The organism is Agrobacterium pusense (assembly GCF_900102105.1).
Classification (GTDB): Bacteria; Pseudomonadota; Alphaproteobacteria; order Rhizobiales; family Rhizobiaceae; genus Agrobacterium; species Agrobacterium pusense.
The window spans coordinates 103,712-118,145 of sequence record NZ_FNBB01000010.1 but is presented as its reverse complement, the minus strand read 5'-3'; the positions used below and the strand labels follow the sequence as shown (position 1 = coordinate 118,145).

Below are 14,434 nucleotides of genomic sequence, written 5' to 3'. Positions count from 1 at the left end.
TGGCTCAGCCCCAGCCTTCGAAGAAACTGCTGCCTGCCTTGGCGCGTACCTCTTCGCCGGCCTGTTGGCCCAGTCTCGCCGCATCCCTGCGGTTGCCAGAGATTTCGATGCCATGGCTCGTCTGGCCATCGGGGGTGAGGATGAGGCCGTAAAAATGCAGTTCCTCGCCGTCACAGGTGGCATAACCGGCAATCGGCGTGCGACAGGAGCCGTCAAGCGCCGCCAGAAAGGCGCGCTCACAGCTCACTGAATCATGAGCGGGCCTGTCGTTTATGGGCGCGAGCAGTTCGTCCATGCGCGTATCGCCGATGCGGCTTTCCACGCCGATTGCGCCTTGGGCTGGAGCAGGAGGGAACTCCTTCGGGTCAAGAATTTCCGTCGGAACATTGTCCTTTCCGAGCCGCTTCAGGCCGGCAAGGGCAAGAAGTGTCGCGTCCGCCTGGCCTTCCTCCAGCTTACGCAGCCTCGTATCGACCTGACCGCGAAAAATGATCACGCTCAGATCCGGCCGCAGGCGACGGATCAGCGCCTGGCGACGCAGGGACGCGGAGCCGACCACGGCGCCATGCGGCAGTTCGAGCAGCTTCGGCGCGGTGCGGCCGATGAAGGCGTCGCGTATGTCTTCACGCGGCAGGAAGGCGGACAGATAAAGGCCTTGCGGCAAAACAGTCGGCATGTCCTTTGAGGAATGCACGGCCATATCGAGTTCGCCTGACAGGAGCTGGCTTTCAAGCTCTTCGGTAAACAGGCCCTTGCCGCCGATTTCGGACAAGGCGCGATCGGTTATCCGGTCGCCCTTGGTGGATAGCACGACAATTTCGAACATGTCTTCCGGCAGACCATGCGCCGCCATCAGCCGGTTGCGCGTCTCATAAGCCTGCGCGAGCGCCAGCGGGCTGCCGCGCGTGCCGATTCGGAAAGGTTTTGTTTGCATCCGCGTCTATCCATTGTTACCGGAGTTGTCTTAGACCAACTCCGCGCATGATCGCAATGAACGAACAGATGTGATGACCCCCTTTCTTCGTATCCTCGGCATAGAGACAAGCTGTGACGAAACCGCTGCATCCATTGTGGTTCGGCATGCGGATGGGCGCGGCGAGATCGTCTCCGACGTCGTTTTGTCGCAGCTCGAGGAACACAGCGCCTATGGCGGTGTGGTGCCGGAAATTGCCGCACGGGCCCACGTCGAGGCCCTGGATACGCTTGTGGAAGAAGCGCTGGAGCAGGCGGGCGTGACCCTTGCCGACGTCGATGCCGTTGCTGCTACCTCCGGCCCCGGGCTGATCGGCGGCCTGCTGGTGGGCTTGATGACGGGCAAGGCCATCGCAAAAGCAGCAGGCAAGCCGCTTTATGCGATCAACCATCTGGAAGGACATGCACTGACGGCGCGCCTCACCGATGGTCTATCTTTTCCCTATCTGATGCTGCTCGTGTCCGGTGGCCATACTCAGCTGGTGCTGGTGCGTGGCGTTGGCGATTATGAGCGCTGGGGCACCACCATCGATGATGCGCTCGGCGAGGCCTTCGACAAGACCGCGAAACTTCTCGGCCTGCCCTATCCCGGGGGCCCTGCGGTTGAGAAGGCGGCGGCAAAGGGCGATCCCGACCGCTTTCCGCTTCCTCGTCCGATGGTCGGCGAGACCAGGCTCGATTTTTCCTTTTCCGGCCTGAAAACGGCGGTACGGCAGGCGGCGACCGCGATCGCGCCGCTGTCGGAGCAGGACATTGCCGATATCTGCGCATCGTTCCAGAAAGCGGTCTCACGCACACTCAAGGATCGGATTGGCCGTGGCCTTGCCCGTTTCAAGCAGGAGTTTCCGCATATGGAAACCCTGCCTGCCCTGGTCGTCGCAGGCGGCGTTGCGGCCAATCAGGAAATCCGCCAGACGCTGCAGTCGCTTTGCGATACCCATGGCTTTCGTTTCGTTGCGCCGCCGCACCGGCTCTGCACCGATAATGCGGCCATGATCGCATGGGCCGGGCTGGAGCGAATGGCCGACGGCCGAGAAGCCGATCCGCTGGAGATCCCGCCGCGCTCGCGCTGGCCGCTCGACGGCAGTGCGGAGACATTGATCGGTTTCGGTAAAAGGGGAGCCAAGGCCTGATGCAGCGGGAGAAAATCGTCGTCATCGGCGCCGGCGCCTTCGGAACTGCGCTTGCCGTCGTCATCGCGCTGGAGAACCGGCACGACGTGATCCTGCTCGGCCGCGATCCATCCCTGATGGCCGACCTCAGGAGCGATCGCGTACATGAGGCGGCGCTGCCAGGCGTCGAACTGCCGGATGTGCTTGAATTTTCCGCCGAGCCGGATGTTCTGACCAGTGCCGGCATCGTCCTCTTTGCGATGCCTTCGCAGGCTCATGCCGATGCGGCTCGTCATTATCGTCCTTATCTGGCTAATGACTCGATCGTCGTTACCTGCGCGAAGGGTATCGACCGGAGTTCCGGTCGGCTGCTCACGGAACTTCTGGAAGCGGAATTGCCCCGTCATCCGATCGCGGTTCTCTCCGGTCCGGGCTTCGCGGCCGATATTGCGCGAGGTCTACCGACGGCCATGGCGATTGCGGCGGAAGATGCAACAATAGCCGAGCGGCTTGCGACCACGATTTCCGGCAAGACCTTCCGGCTTTATGCCTCGACAGACCGCATCGGCGTGCAGCTTGGCGGCGCACTGAAAAATATCCTCGCCATTGCCGCCGGCATCGTTGAAGGCGCGGGCCTTGGCGATTCCGCCCGGGCGGCGCTGATATCGCGCGGGCTTGCCGAAATGTCGCGTCTCATCGTTGCCATGGGCGGCAAGGCCGATACGGTACGCGGCCTCTCCGGTCTTGGCGATCTGGTGCTGACCGCCACCAGCCACCAGTCGCGCAACCTGCGTTTCGGCATCGCGCTTGGCCGCGGTAACGGCAAGGACATGTCCGGCGGGCTGGTAGAGGGTGCCTTTGCGGCTGCCGTCGCCGCCCGGCTGGGAGAAAGTCACACCGTGGACATGCCGGTTACCGAAGCGGTGGCCGCTATCATCGACGGAAATCTGGATGTGGCGAGCGCCATGCAACAATTGATGACACGGCCCATCACAACCGAATAAGGCATAAGGAGACGAAAATGCTGTTCGCTTTTATCTGCAAGGACAAGCCCGGCCACCTGAACGTGCGCATGGAAACGCGCCCGGCGCATCTGGAGCATCTGAACAGGCTCAATTCCGAGGGCACGCTGAAGATCGCCGGGCCTTTTCTCGATGCCGAAGGCAAGCCGAATGGCAGCCTCGTCATCGTGGAAGCCGCCGATATCGATGCGGCCAAGGCTCTTGCCGAAGCCGATCCCTATGCAAAGGCTGGCCTGTTCGAAAGCGTGGACGTGAAGCCCTATAACTGGGTCTTCAACAATCCGGGAGCTTGAGCGGGCATGGCGAATTATTGGCTTTACAAGTCCGAGCCGTTCAAATGGTCGTGGGAGATGCAGAAGGCCAAGGGCGAGGCGGGCGAAGAGTGGACCGGCGTGCGCAATTATCAGGCGCGCAACAACATGCGCGCCATGAAGATTGGCGACAAGGGCTTCTTTTACCACTCCAATGAGGGACTGGATGTTGTCGGCATCGTCGAAGTCTGTGCGTTGTCGCATCCGGACTCGACCGCCGAAGGTGATTTGAAGTGGGATTGTGTCGACATCCGCGCCGTCTGCGATATGCCGCAGCCGGTTTCGCTAAAGGATGTTAAGGCCAATCCGAAGCTGGCGAATATGTCGCTTGTCACCTCCATGCGGCTTTCCGTGCAGCCGGTGACGGAAGAGGAGTATCTTGAGGTCTGCCGCATGGGCGGGCTCGCAAATCCTCCGAAATCCCCGGATTGAAGCGTCGGTGAGGACCGATCCCGAACGCTTCATCCTCGACAATACCGGCATCATGCATCCGCCTCATGTGCCGGAACTCTCCCTTCATCTCGCGACCGAAGCGCATGAGCTCTGGCTGAAGACGGAAGAGGAACTGGAGCAGATTGGCCTGCCGCCGCCTTTCTGGGCTTTTGCCTGGGCCGGCGGGCAGGGTCTTGCCCGTTATGTGCTCGATCACACGGAAAGCGTAGGCGGCAAGCGTGTGGTGGATTTTGCCAGCGGCTCCGGGTTGGTTGCCATAGCTGCTGCAAAGGCCGGTGCTGCGACCGTGCTTGCCGCCGATATAGATCCGTGGACGGAAACGGCTGTTCGTATGAATGCAGGCCTGAATGGTGTTGATATCGGCTTTACCCACGCCGATCTGATCGGCCGTGCCATTGAGGCTGATGTCCTGCTGGCAGGAGATGTCTTTTACGACCGGGCCTTCGCGGATCTCCTCGTGCCATGGTTTATAAACCTGACTGACCGGGGCGTCAGCGTTCTCGTTGGAGATCCAGGCAGAGCCTATCTGCCGAAACAGCGTCTTGAGGCCCTCGCGACCTATCAGGTTACCGTCAGCCGTGCGCTGGAAGACAGCGAAGTGAAGAAGACCACCGTCTGGCGCTTCCTCTGATCAGGGGCGAATAATGCAGACACCGTGCTGATAAACGCAGGCAGCATCCGCATTATCGGTATTCACGGTAATGATTTTTGCTCTGGGCGCCGGCAATAAACGGGGTCCGGTCGTGGCAATCTGCGGCGATATTCCGCTGCCGGTCGCGAAATAATTGCCGTTCCCTCGAACTCTTAGCGCGGAAATGCTTCCGACATAGGTGCCCCCAGGCAGCGTGGACGGCAGGCCGTCAGTTGAAAAGCTGACTTGCAATTGACTGTGACGATAGGAATTCCGACTATGAAAATCGCCCGCCAAAGAGGGCAGCGCGTAAGTTGAAATCCCGCCTGAAACGATCATGACCAAGGCAACGATTCGGTGCTGTAACATGAGCTTCATGCTCCGGTTTTTTGAGTTAACCAATCGTAAATTACACCTTTTCGGAATTACGTAAAGGTAAATATTTTGAGGGCGTAAATCTTGGAAACGCTCGATTTTTTATTTTCATGCAAAAAAATTCCAAAAAAAATTCGCGAACCAATCGATTAAATTGGAATCCGCCATGAAATGTGCTTGTGGTGATGCGCCCATGTGATTAAACGTCGCGGTTGGTGCAATGCACATTCTTTCGTCATGTGCTGTTGCTTGGGGGCGTCCTGTCTTGTGGACGCACGGGAAAACGCCGCGAGGTTCTGATGGCGAATGTGACAAATAACCGGCCTCTGTCGCCGCATCTTCAAATTTACAAGCCGATTCCGACGATGGTGGCCTCCATCATCCACCGCGTAACCGGTGGCGCGCTCTATTTCGGTACGCTCCTGGTCGCCTGGTGGCTTATCGCGCTGGCATCCGGTCCAGCTTATTATGACTGGGTCAGCTGGGCGATGGGCACCATCATCGGCAAGATCGTTCTCGTCGGCTACACCTGGGCGCTGGTTCACCACATGATCGGCGGCCTGCGCCACCTGATGTGGGACCTCGGGCACGGCTTCGAGAAGCACTTCACCACCAAGCTGGCAAAGGCCTCCTTCGTGGCGTCTATCTGTCTGACCGCGCTGATCTGGGTCATCGTCCTGATCGTGCGCTGAGGAGATACTTACATGGATATGCGTACACCTCTCGGGAAGGTTCGCGGTCTCGGCTCCGCCAAGGAAGGCACCGACCATTTCTGGCGTCAGCGCCTGACGGCCGTTTCGAACATTCCGTTGCTGACCTTTTTTGTTGTCTTCCTGATCAAATATGCCGGCGCGCCCTATCCGGAAGTCGTCGCTGCGCTTTCCAACCCGCTCGTCGCTGTCATCATGGCTCTGGTGCTGGTCTCCGGTCTCATCCACATGAAGCTCGGCATGCAGGTCATCATCGAAGACTACATTCACGCCGAAGTTCCGAAGCTCGTTCTTCTGATGCTGAACACATTTTTCGCGATCCTCATCGGTGGCCTGTCTGTCTTCGCCATCCTGAAAATCGCATTCGTAGGATAAGTTCGTCATGGCTTCGATCAGTTCACCTTCCCAGAATGGCAAGGCCTACACCTATGTCGATCACTCCTATGACGTGATCGTGGTGGGCGCCGGCGGCGCCGGTCTGCGCGCTACACTCGGCATGGCCGAACAGGGTTTCAAGACCGCCTGCATCACCAAGGTTTTCCCGACGCGCTCCCACACCGTCGCAGCGCAGGGCGGCATCGCCGCATCTCTCACCAATATGACGCCCGACTGTTGGCAGTGGCACCTTTACGACACCGTAAAGGGCTCCGACTGGCTGGGCGATGTCGACGCGATGCAATATCTCGCCATGGAAGCGCCGAAGGCGGTCTATGAACTGGAGCATTACGGCGTGCCTTTCTCGCGTAACGAAGAAGGCAAGATCTACCAGCGCCCCTTCGGCGGCCACATGCAGAATTACGGTGAAGGCCCACCGGTGCAGCGCACCTGTGCCGCCGCCGACCGTACCGGTCACGCCATTCTGCACACGCTTTATGGCCAGTCGCTGCGCAACAATGCGGAATTCTTCATCGAATATTTCGCGCTCGACCTCATCATGGCGCCGGATGGCCGCTGCACTGGCGTCGTTGCCTGGAACCTCGATGACGGCACGATCCACCGCTTCGCTGCCAAGATGGTGGTTCTGGCGACCGGCGGTTACGGCCGCGCCTATTTCTCGGCGACGTCTGCCCACACCTGCACCGGCGACGGCGGCGGCATGATCGCCCGTGCGGGCCTGCCGCTTCAGGACATGGAATTCGTGCAGTTCCACCCGACCGGTATTTATGGCGCGGGCTGCCTCATCACCGAAGGCGCGCGCGGCGAAGGCGGTTATCTCGTCAACTCCGAAGGCGAGCGCTTCATGGAGCGTTACGCGCCTTCAGCGAAAGACCTTGCCTCGCGTGACGTTGTCTCCCGCTGCATGACGATGGAAATCCGTGAAGGCCGCGGCGTCGGCAAGAACAAGGACCACATCTTCCTGCATCTCGATCATCTCGATCCTGCGATCCTGCATGAGCGCCTTCCGGGTATTTCCGAAAGCGCCAAGATCTTCGCCGGCGTTGACGTGACCCGGGAGCCGATCCCGGTCCTGCCGACGGTTCACTACAACATGGGCGGCATTCCGACCAACTATTGGGGTGAAGTGCTGAATGCCGATGCCAACAACCCGGAACGCATCGCGCCCGGCCTGATGGCGGTCGGCGAAGCCGGTTGCGCCTCGGTTCACGGCGCCAACCGTCTTGGCTCCAACTCGCTGATCGACCTTGTGGTCTTCGGTCGTGCCGCCGCCATCCGCGCCGCTCAGGTCATCAACCGTGACGAGGCGATTCCCGCTCTCGATACGGCTGCCTGCGACAGGATCATGGAACGCTTTGACAGCCTACGTTATGCCAATGGCTCGACGCCGACGGCGGTGCTGCGTGATAAGATGCAGCGCGCCATGCAGGACGACGCGGCAGTGTTCCGCACACAGGAATCGCTCGAAAGCGGCTGCCGCCGTCTCTCGGCGATCTGGAAGGAACTGCCCGACGTCAAGGTCACCGACCGTTCGATGGTCTGGAATTCCGACCTGGTCGAAACGCTCGAGTTGCATAACCTCATGGCCAATGCCATCACCACGGTCTACGGCGCGGAAGCGCGCAAGGAAAGCCGCGGTTCGCATGCCCGCGAGGATTTCGTCGACGGTCCGTTCGGTGGTCGCGACGACGTGAACTGGCGCAAGCATACGCTTGCCTGGGTCAGCCCCGAAGGCGACGTGAAGCTCGACTATCGCCCGGTTCACACCGACCTGATCGCCGACGGCATCGATCCGAAAAAGATCGAGCCGAAGGCGCGTGTCTACTGATTTGAGGAACTGGATATGGTTGAACTTGCTCTCCCCAAGAATTCCCAGATCAACGAAGGCAAAGTCTGGCCGAAGCCGGATGGTGCCAAGAATGTGCGCGAATACCGCGTCTATCGCTGGAACCCGGATGACGGCCAGAACCCGCGCATCGACACTTTCTATATAGATGTCGATGATTGCGGACCGATGGTTCTCGATGCGCTTCTTTACATCAAGAACAACATCGACCCGACGCTGACGCTACGCCGCTCCTGCCGCGAAGGCATCTGCGGTTCCTGCGCGATGAACATCGACGGCACCAATACGCTCGCCTGCACCAAGGGCATGGACGAGATCAACGGCACGGTGAAGGTTTATCCGCTGCCGCATATGCCTGTCGTGAAGGACCTTGTTCCTGACCTGTCGAACTTCTACGCCCAGCACCGCTCGATCGAGCCCTGGCTGAAGACGGTTTCGCCCACACCCGCCAAGGAATGGAAGCAGAGCCATGAGGATCGCCTGAAGCTGGACGGTCTTTATGAGTGCATTCTCTGCGCCTGCTGCTCCACGTCCTGTCCCAGCTACTGGTGGAATGGCGACCGTTATCTGGGTCCGGCCGTTCTGCTGCAGGCCTATCGCTGGCTGATCGACAGCCGCGATGAGGCGACCGGCGAGCGTCTCGACAATCTCGAGGACCCGTTCCGTCTCTATCGCTGCCATACGATCATGAACTGCGCGCAGGCTTGCCCGAAGGGCTTGAACCCGGCCAAGGCGATTGCGGAAATCAAGAAGATGATGGTTGAGCGCCGCGTCTAACTAAAAAATATGCTCTCGAGTTGTGGTATGCTTCGTCATTCAACCCGATTCGAGGGCATCTATATGGCAAGAAGATCGCGTGCAGCTCGTACTAAATCTCAGTTATGGGAAATTACGTCCGAGAAATCTAAAGAGGGTACAAATTCTCTTGAAGTCGTAACGATATTCAAGGAACGTTTTCCCAACATAGATCAACAAGAGCAAGAGGACTTAATTGATCTCGGGCTGATGGTGTTGGCCGGTCGTGTTGCGGTATCGTGCAGGCCCGATAATGATCAAGCTGATATGTTTGCTGCCTCTGGTTACCCCGAGTTTATACCGATCAGAATCAGTTCGGGAAACCGATCTAAGTTGGTCAGGAAGGACGGTAGGTTTGTGACCGTCAGAGAATATTTTGAAAATCAGGCTGTTCCAGCAGAAGAGAATTCAAAGGCTCATAAACCAACTAGTCGCGAATTGTTCCATAAGAGTATGGAAGAAATGCGCGAAAAAGAGCTTTGGGATATGACAGTGCCACAGTACCTAGAGACAAAAAAGGACAGCTAGCGGCGGCATTATGGTCATCGGATAATGGCCAAATGTTCTGGTAGAACTTCTTTAACCAAATCGCTTTACGATAATTCGGTCTCAATTCGATGGCATTTGGATGGAAGCGAATTGATAGCAGGAGCGAGATGATGCAATTCAGATATGTGGTGACGGGCCTTGCGGTTGTGATGAGCCTTGCCGGTTGCCAACGTACCTCCTACGATTACAACAATAACGCCAGCAACAATCCCGGTTATACGCCGCCCCTGCAGGCGCAGCCGGTGCCCTCCGTTCAGTCTGGCGCCCTGCCGCCGCCCGGTGGTGCCAATGGCAGCCAGTTCCCGTCGGCGCCTGCTTCGGCGACACCCGGCGGCACCAATGTTGCATCCGCTGCTCCACCGGCAACAGCTCTCGACGTGACCAAGGAATCCATGGTCGGCAACTGGCGCGTTTCTAATGGCGGGGCCAATTGCGATATGTTCCTGACGCTCACCAATCTGGGCAGCGGATCGCGTGGCGGCACGCGTGGTTGCTCCGGCGAGCTGACGGCGATGGGGTCCTGGGAAGTATCCGGCAAGATGGTCGTCTTCAAGAATCGCTCGGGTGACACTATCGGCCGCGTCTACAAGAGCGCAGACGCACGCTTCGACGGCACGACCAATAGCGGGCAGCCGCTCAGCCTCAGCCGATGAGTCGTTCCGGTGCAGCCGGAACGTTCATTCTGCTCTAAGCCATTCCATTCGTCGCGGGTTCCGTGCTGCATCCGCGACCGGGGCGTCTTTTCATGAAGCCATTGCCTGATTACAATCATAGTGTCGTTGAACAGCTCAACGCATTGACGGCAGCTGGCACCTTGCAGGCCGATGCCGCCCAGCTTGGTGTGGCGGCCCATCTCGACAGAATTCTCGCCGATCTGAAGGCCCGCAAGCCTGCCAAGAAGAAGAGCGCGCTCGGCTGGATGTTCGCACGCAAGGCCGGTCCAGCAACGACGGTGAAAGGGCTTTATGTCTATGGCAGTGTCGGCCGCGGCAAGACGATGCTAATGGACATGTTTTACGAAATGGCGCCCGTTTCTTCCAAGCGGCGTTGCCATTTTCATGAATTCCTGGCGGATGTGCATAATCGTGTGCATGAGCACCGGCAGAAGCTGAAGAATGGCGAGACCAAACAGGCCGATCCGATTCCGCCTGTCGCTGCCCAGCTTCTGGCGGAGGCCGAACTCCTGTGTTTCGATGAATTCACCGTGACGGATATTGCTGATGCGATGATCCTCGCGCGGCTATTCAGCGAGCTCTTCGCCAATGGCTGCACATTGGTGACGACCTCCAATGTCGTTCCGGACAATCTCTATAAGGATGGTCTCAATCGCGGCCTGTTCCTGCCCTTTGTCGAGCTGCTGAAGAAGCATGTGGAGGTGGTGACGCTGGACAGTCCCACCGATTATCGGATGGAGAAGCTGGAAAGCCTGCCGGTCTATGTGACGCCGCTTGATGGCGCGGCCGATCAGGCGATGGATATGGCGTGGCGGCACATGACCGGCGGGCACCTTGTTGCACCAACCGAGATACCCATGAAGGGTCGTTCCATCCTGGTGCCGCGCGCCAGCGGCCGTGTGGCGCGTTTTTCCTTTTCCGACCTTTGCGAGAAGCCGCTCGGGGCTTCCGACTTCCTTGCCATCGCCAATCGTTTCGACACGGTCTTCATCGACCACATTCCATTTTTGAACGCGGACAAACGGAACGAAACCAAGCGTTTCATCATCCTCATCGACGCGCTTTATGATCACAGCGTCAGGCTGTTCGCGTCGGCAGCCGCTATGCCGGAAGACCTGCTCGGCAAACGCAAGGGAACGGAAGGTTTCGAGTTCGATCGCACCGCCTCGCGTCTGTTTGAAATGCGTAGCGCCGATTATCTGGCGCTTCATCAAGAAAAACGGCAGAAAGTTTGACACTTTCGTGACGCATTTTCTTACGTTTACGTAAGAAAATATTGATCTAAACGATTGAAAATACTCAGCAGAAAAGAATCTGTTGCCTATTTTGGACAATGGGTCTAATCGGAGTGCGACAATTTGGCTGCCGGTTTGGCGCGGTGAAATTGAATTGAAGCTCAAGAGGAAGCATTCGATGGCTCGCAAAAAGATTGCACTTATTGGTTCTGGCATGATCGGCGGCACGCTGGCGCATCTGGCCAGCCTGAAGGAACTGGGCGATATCGTCCTCTTCGATATTGCTGACGGCATCCCGCAGGGCAAGGGCCTGGATATTGCCCAGTCCGGCCCGGTTGAAGGCTTCAATGCAAAGCTCACCGGCGCATCCGATTACGCTGCCATCGAAGGCGCTGACGTCTGCATCGTCACCGCTGGTGTTGCCCGCAAGCCCGGCATGAGCCGCGACGATCTTCTCGGCATCAACCTCAAGGTCATGGAACAGGTCGGCGCCGGCATCAAAAAATACGCGCCGAACGCTTTCGTCATCTGCATCACCAATCCGCTCGACGCCATGGTCTGGGCGCTGCAGAAGTTCTCCGGCCTGCCGAAGAACAAGGTCGTCGGCATGGCCGGCGTTCTCGACAGCGCGCGTTTCCGCCTCTTCCTCGCCGAAGAGTTCAACGTTTCGGTTGAAGACGTCACCGCCTTCGTTCTCGGCGGCCACGGCGACACCATGGTGCCGCTCGCCCGTTACTCCACCGTTGCCGGCGTTCCGCTGACCGATCTCGTAAAGATGGGCTGGCTGACGGCCGAGCGTCTCGAAGAGATCATCCAGCGCACCCGCGACGGCGGCGCCGAAATCGTTGGTCTCTTGAAGACCGGCTCGGCCTATTACGCCCCGGCTGCCTCGGCAATCGAGATGGCTGAATCCTACCTCAAGGACAAGAAGCGCGTTCTGCCCGCCGCTGCCCACCTTTCGGGCCAGTATGGCGTAGACGACATGTATGTCGGCGTTCCCACCATCATCGGTGCAGGCGGTATCGAGCGCATCATCGAGATCGAACTCAACAAGGAAGAAGAAGCTGCCTTCCAGAAGTCCGTCGGCGCTGTCGCTGGTCTCTGCGAAGCCTGCATCAACATCGCTCCGTCGCTGAAGTAACAACTTCAAGCGGTTCCAAACAGGGATTATTCCATGAATATTCACGAATATCAGGCCAAGGCTCTTCTGAAGGGCTACGGCGCGCCGGTTGCTGAAGGCGTTGCCATTCTCAAGGTCGAAGAAGCCGAAGCTGCCGCAAAGCAGCTTCCCGGCCCGCTCTACGTCGTCAAGAGCCAGATCCATGCTGGTGGCCGCGGCAAGGGCAAGTTTAAGGAGCTCGGCCCGGATGCCAAGGGCGGCGTTCGTCTGGCGAAGTCCATCGAAGAAGTCGTTTCCCACGCGAAGGACATGCTCGGCAACACGCTGGTAACGGCCCAGACGGGCGATGCCGGCAAGCAGGTTAACCGCCTCTACATCGAAGACGGCGCTGACATTGCCCGCGAACTCTACTGCTCGCTGCTGGTTGACCGTTCGGTCGGCCAGGTTGCTTTCGTGGTTTCCACTGAAGGCGGCATGGACATCGAAGCCGTGGCTCACGATACACCTGAGAAGATCCACACCATCGCCATCAACCCTGAAAAGGGCGTTTCCGATGCCGACGTTGCTGCGATCTCCAAGGCGCTTGAGCTCGACGGCATTGCTGCCGAAGATGCCAAGTCGCTCTTCCCGATCCTTTACAAGGCCTTCAGCGAGAAGGACATGGCTCTCCTCGAGATCAACCCGCTGATCGTCATGGAAAATGGCCATCTGCGCGTTCTCGACGCCAAAGTTTCCTTCGACGGCAACGCCATGTTCCGCCATGACGACGTCAAGGCGCTGCGCGACGAGACCGAAGAAGACGCCAAGGAAATCGAAGCCTCCAAGTGGGACCTCGCTTACGTCGCCCTCGACGGCAATATCGGCTGCATGGTCAACGGCGCAGGTCTTGCGATGGCCACCATGGACATCATCAAGCTTTACGGCAAGGAGCCGGCAAACTTCTGCGACGTCGGCGGCGGCGCCGGCAAGGAGAAGGTTGCGGCAGCTTTCAAGATCATCACTGCCGACCCGAAGGTCGAGGGCATCCTCGTCAACATCTTCGGTGGCATCATGAAGTGCGACGTTATCGCCGAGGGCGTTATCGCCGCGGTGAAGGAAGTCGGTCTGCAGGTTCCGCTCGTTGTTCGCCTCGAAGGCACCAACGTCGAACTTGGCAAGAAGCTTCTGAATGAATCGGGCCTTGCGATTACGGCTGCTGACGATCTGGACGACGCAGCCAAGAAGATCGTCGCGGCGATCAACGGCTAATTGAGGGACCGGAAATAATGTCTATTCTCGTTAATAAAGACACCAAGATCCTCGTTCAGGGTCTGACCGGCAAGACCGGTACCTTCCACACCGAACAGGCGCTTGCCTATTACGGCACGCAGATGGTCGGCGGCATTCATCCGAAGAAGGGTGGCGAAACCTGGACCGGTTCCAAGGGCGAAACCCTGCCGATCTTCGCAACGGTTGCCGAAGCCAAGGAAAAGACCGGTGCAGATGCATCCGTGATCTATGTTCCGCCGGCAGGTGCAGCAGACGCGATCATCGAAGCCATCGATGCGGAAATTCCGTTCATCACCTGCATCACCGAAGGCATTCCGGTCATGGACATGGTTCGCGTCAAGGCTCGCCTCGACCGTTCGAAGTCCCGCCTGCTCGGCCCGAACTGCCCCGGCATCCTGACGCCGGAAGAATGCAAGATCGGCATCATGCCGGGCTCCATTTTCCGCAAGGGTTCGGTCGGTATCGTTTCGCGCTCCGGCACGCTGACCTATGAAGCCGTGTTCCAGACCTCCAACGAAGGCCTCGGCCAGACGACGGCTGTCGGCATCGGCGGCGACCCGGTCAAGGGCACCGAGTTCATCGACGTCTTGGAAATGTTCCTCGCTGACGACGCCACGCAGTCGATCATCATGATCGGCGAAATTGGCGGTTCGGCTGAAGAAGATGCGGCGCAGTTCCTGATCGACGAAGCCAAGAAGGGCCGCAAGAAGCCGATGGCCGGCTTTATCGCAGGCCGTACGGCTCCGAAGGGCCGCACCATGGGCCACGCCGGTGCTGTTGTTTCCGGCGGCAAGGGCGATGCGGAATCCAAGATCGCTGCCATGGAAGCAGCGGGCATCAAGGTTTCGCCTTCCCCGGCGCGCCTCGGCAAGACGCTGGTTGAAGTCCTCAAGGGCTGAGACCACATGAAACCGGTAACGGGCGGCGCGGCTTCAGGCTCGCGCTGCCCGATGCCGCAAGAAGA

Annotated in this window: 17 protein-coding genes; 15 read left to right on the top strand and 2 right to left on the bottom strand. The window is 58.8% G+C overall.

The features are described 5' to 3' along the window. Positions 1-4: 4 nt before the first annotated feature. The gene (gene hemC / locus BLU28_RS20150; RefSeq protein WP_077987005.1) at positions 5-934 is read right to left on the bottom strand and encodes a hydroxymethylbilane synthase; all 930 of its coding nucleotides are present in this window, start codon (positions 932-934) and stop codon (positions 5-7) included. Positions 935-1,007: 73 nt separating this feature from the next. Between hemC and tsaD the strand changes: the two genes are divergently transcribed. From tsaD to BLU28_RS20125, 5 genes are read left to right on the top strand one after another with little or no spacing between them, the layout of a single operon-like run. Next, the gene (tsaD, locus tag BLU28_RS20145; protein WP_006698236.1) at positions 1,008-2,105 is read left to right on the top strand and encodes a tRNA (adenosine(37)-N6)-threonylcarbamoyltransferase complex transferase subunit TsaD; all 1,098 of its coding nucleotides are present in this window, start codon (positions 1,008-1,010) and stop codon (positions 2,103-2,105) included. After that, a complete protein-coding gene (locus BLU28_RS20140) occupies positions 2,105-3,088 on the top strand; it encodes an NAD(P)H-dependent glycerol-3-phosphate dehydrogenase (protein ID WP_022556945.1) in 984 nt (327 codons plus the stop codon). Before tsaD ends, BLU28_RS20140 begins: the two co-directional genes overlap by 1 nt. 17 nt (positions 3,089-3,105) lie before the next feature. After that, the gene (locus BLU28_RS20135) at positions 3,106-3,399 is read left to right on the top strand and encodes a YciI-like protein (protein WP_004443827.1); all 294 of its coding nucleotides are present in this window, start codon (positions 3,106-3,108) and stop codon (positions 3,397-3,399) included. A gap of 6 nt (positions 3,400-3,405) precedes the next feature. Further along, a complete protein-coding gene (locus BLU28_RS20130; RefSeq protein WP_004443825.1) occupies positions 3,406-3,849 on the top strand; it encodes an EVE domain-containing protein in 444 nt (147 codons plus the stop codon). Positions 3,850-3,856: 7 nt separating this feature from the next. Continuing rightward, entirely contained in the window at positions 3,857-4,501 is a 645-nt protein-coding gene (locus BLU28_RS20125; protein ID WP_035207916.1) for a class I SAM-dependent methyltransferase, read from the top strand. On the opposite strand, the gene BLU28_RS20120 is transcribed toward BLU28_RS20125, so the two are convergent. Further along, positions 4,502-4,870, bottom strand: a complete 369-nt coding sequence (locus BLU28_RS20120) for a hypothetical protein (protein ID WP_168247142.1) — start codon at positions 4,868-4,870, stop codon at positions 4,502-4,504. Positions 4,871-5,175: 305 nt separating this feature from the next. Here BLU28_RS20120 and sdhC point away from each other — a divergent pair, with 305 nt between their 5' ends. From sdhC to sucD, 10 genes are all read left to right on the top strand, one after another. Then, positions 5,176-5,568, top strand: coding sequence for a succinate dehydrogenase, cytochrome b556 subunit (gene sdhC, locus BLU28_RS20115; protein WP_004443817.1), 393 nt, complete (start codon positions 5,176-5,178; stop codon positions 5,566-5,568). Positions 5,569-5,580: 12 nt separating this feature from the next. After that, a complete protein-coding gene (gene sdhD, locus BLU28_RS20110; RefSeq protein ID WP_004443814.1) occupies positions 5,581-5,961 on the top strand; it encodes a succinate dehydrogenase, hydrophobic membrane anchor protein in 381 nt (126 codons plus the stop codon). A gap of 7 nt (positions 5,962-5,968) precedes the next feature. Beyond that, positions 5,969-7,810, top strand: a complete 1,842-nt coding sequence (gene sdhA, locus BLU28_RS20105; RefSeq protein ID WP_004443812.1) for a succinate dehydrogenase flavoprotein subunit — start codon at positions 5,969-5,971, stop codon at positions 7,808-7,810. A 15-nt stretch (positions 7,811-7,825) separates the two neighbouring features. Further along, positions 7,826-8,605 (top strand): succinate dehydrogenase iron-sulfur subunit, encoded by a 780-nt coding sequence (locus BLU28_RS20100; protein ID WP_004443810.1) that lies wholly within the window; start codon positions 7,826-7,828, stop codon positions 8,603-8,605. A gap of 63 nt (positions 8,606-8,668) precedes the next feature. After that, positions 8,669-9,151, top strand: a complete 483-nt coding sequence (locus BLU28_RS20095; protein WP_092651375.1) for a hypothetical protein — start codon at positions 8,669-8,671, stop codon at positions 9,149-9,151. Positions 9,152-9,282: 131 nt separating this feature from the next. After that, positions 9,283-9,825: a protease inhibitor Inh/omp19 family protein gene (locus BLU28_RS20090; RefSeq protein ID WP_004443808.1), complete on the top strand. Its 543-nt coding sequence runs from the start codon at positions 9,283-9,285 to the stop codon at positions 9,823-9,825. 92 nt (positions 9,826-9,917) lie between these two features. Continuing rightward, positions 9,918-11,081, top strand: coding sequence for a cell division protein ZapE (zapE, locus tag BLU28_RS20085; protein ID WP_077987008.1), 1,164 nt, complete (start codon positions 9,918-9,920; stop codon positions 11,079-11,081). A gap of 178 nt (positions 11,082-11,259) precedes the next feature. Further along, on the top strand, positions 11,260-12,222 hold the full coding sequence (mdh, locus tag BLU28_RS20080; RefSeq protein WP_004443804.1) for a malate dehydrogenase: 963 nt from the start codon (positions 11,260-11,262) through the stop codon (positions 12,220-12,222). A 33-nt stretch (positions 12,223-12,255) separates the two neighbouring features. Next, complete coding sequence (gene sucC, locus BLU28_RS20075) at positions 12,256-13,449, top strand: ADP-forming succinate--CoA ligase subunit beta (RefSeq protein ID WP_006698232.1); 1,194 nt, start codon at positions 12,256-12,258, stop codon at positions 13,447-13,449. Between the two features lie 17 nt (positions 13,450-13,466). Beyond that, the gene (gene sucD, locus BLU28_RS20070) at positions 13,467-14,369 is read left to right on the top strand and encodes a succinate--CoA ligase subunit alpha (RefSeq protein WP_006698231.1); all 903 of its coding nucleotides are present in this window, start codon (positions 13,467-13,469) and stop codon (positions 14,367-14,369) included. The last annotated feature ends 65 nt before the right edge of the window (positions 14,370-14,434 follow it).

Bases quoted from the DNA above. Each gene is read 5' to 3' on its own strand.
- hemC (WP_077987005.1), bottom strand. From the start codon at position 934: ATGCAAACAAAACCTTTCCGAATCGGCACGCGCGGCAGCCCGCTGGCG.
- tsaD (WP_006698236.1), top strand. From the start codon at position 1,008: ATGACCCCCTTTCTTCGTATCCTCGGCATAGAGACAAGCTGTGACGAA.
- BLU28_RS20140 (WP_022556945.1), top strand. From the start codon at position 2,105: ATGCAGCGGGAGAAAATCGTCGTCATCGGCGCCGGCGCCTTCGGAACT.
- BLU28_RS20135 (WP_004443827.1), top strand. From the start codon at position 3,106: ATGCTGTTCGCTTTTATCTGCAAGGACAAGCCCGGCCACCTGAACGTG.
- BLU28_RS20130 (WP_004443825.1), top strand. From the start codon at position 3,406: ATGGCGAATTATTGGCTTTACAAGTCCGAGCCGTTCAAATGGTCGTGG.
- BLU28_RS20120 (WP_168247142.1), bottom strand. From the start codon at position 4,870: ATGTTACAGCACCGAATCGTTGCCTTGGTCATGATCGTTTCAGGCGGG.
- sdhC (WP_004443817.1), top strand. From the start codon at position 5,176: ATGGCGAATGTGACAAATAACCGGCCTCTGTCGCCGCATCTTCAAATT.
- sdhD (WP_004443814.1), top strand. From the start codon at position 5,581: ATGGATATGCGTACACCTCTCGGGAAGGTTCGCGGTCTCGGCTCCGCC.
- sdhA (WP_004443812.1), top strand. From the start codon at position 5,969: ATGGCTTCGATCAGTTCACCTTCCCAGAATGGCAAGGCCTACACCTAT.
- BLU28_RS20100 (WP_004443810.1), top strand. From the start codon at position 7,826: ATGGTTGAACTTGCTCTCCCCAAGAATTCCCAGATCAACGAAGGCAAA.
- BLU28_RS20095 (WP_092651375.1), top strand. From the start codon at position 8,669: ATGGCAAGAAGATCGCGTGCAGCTCGTACTAAATCTCAGTTATGGGAA.
- BLU28_RS20090 (WP_004443808.1), top strand. From the start codon at position 9,283: ATGCAATTCAGATATGTGGTGACGGGCCTTGCGGTTGTGATGAGCCTT.
- zapE (WP_077987008.1), top strand. From the start codon at position 9,918: ATGAAGCCATTGCCTGATTACAATCATAGTGTCGTTGAACAGCTCAAC.
- mdh (WP_004443804.1), top strand. From the start codon at position 11,260: ATGGCTCGCAAAAAGATTGCACTTATTGGTTCTGGCATGATCGGCGGC.
- sucC (WP_006698232.1), top strand. From the start codon at position 12,256: ATGAATATTCACGAATATCAGGCCAAGGCTCTTCTGAAGGGCTACGGC.
- sucD (WP_006698231.1), top strand. From the start codon at position 13,467: ATGTCTATTCTCGTTAATAAAGACACCAAGATCCTCGTTCAGGGTCTG.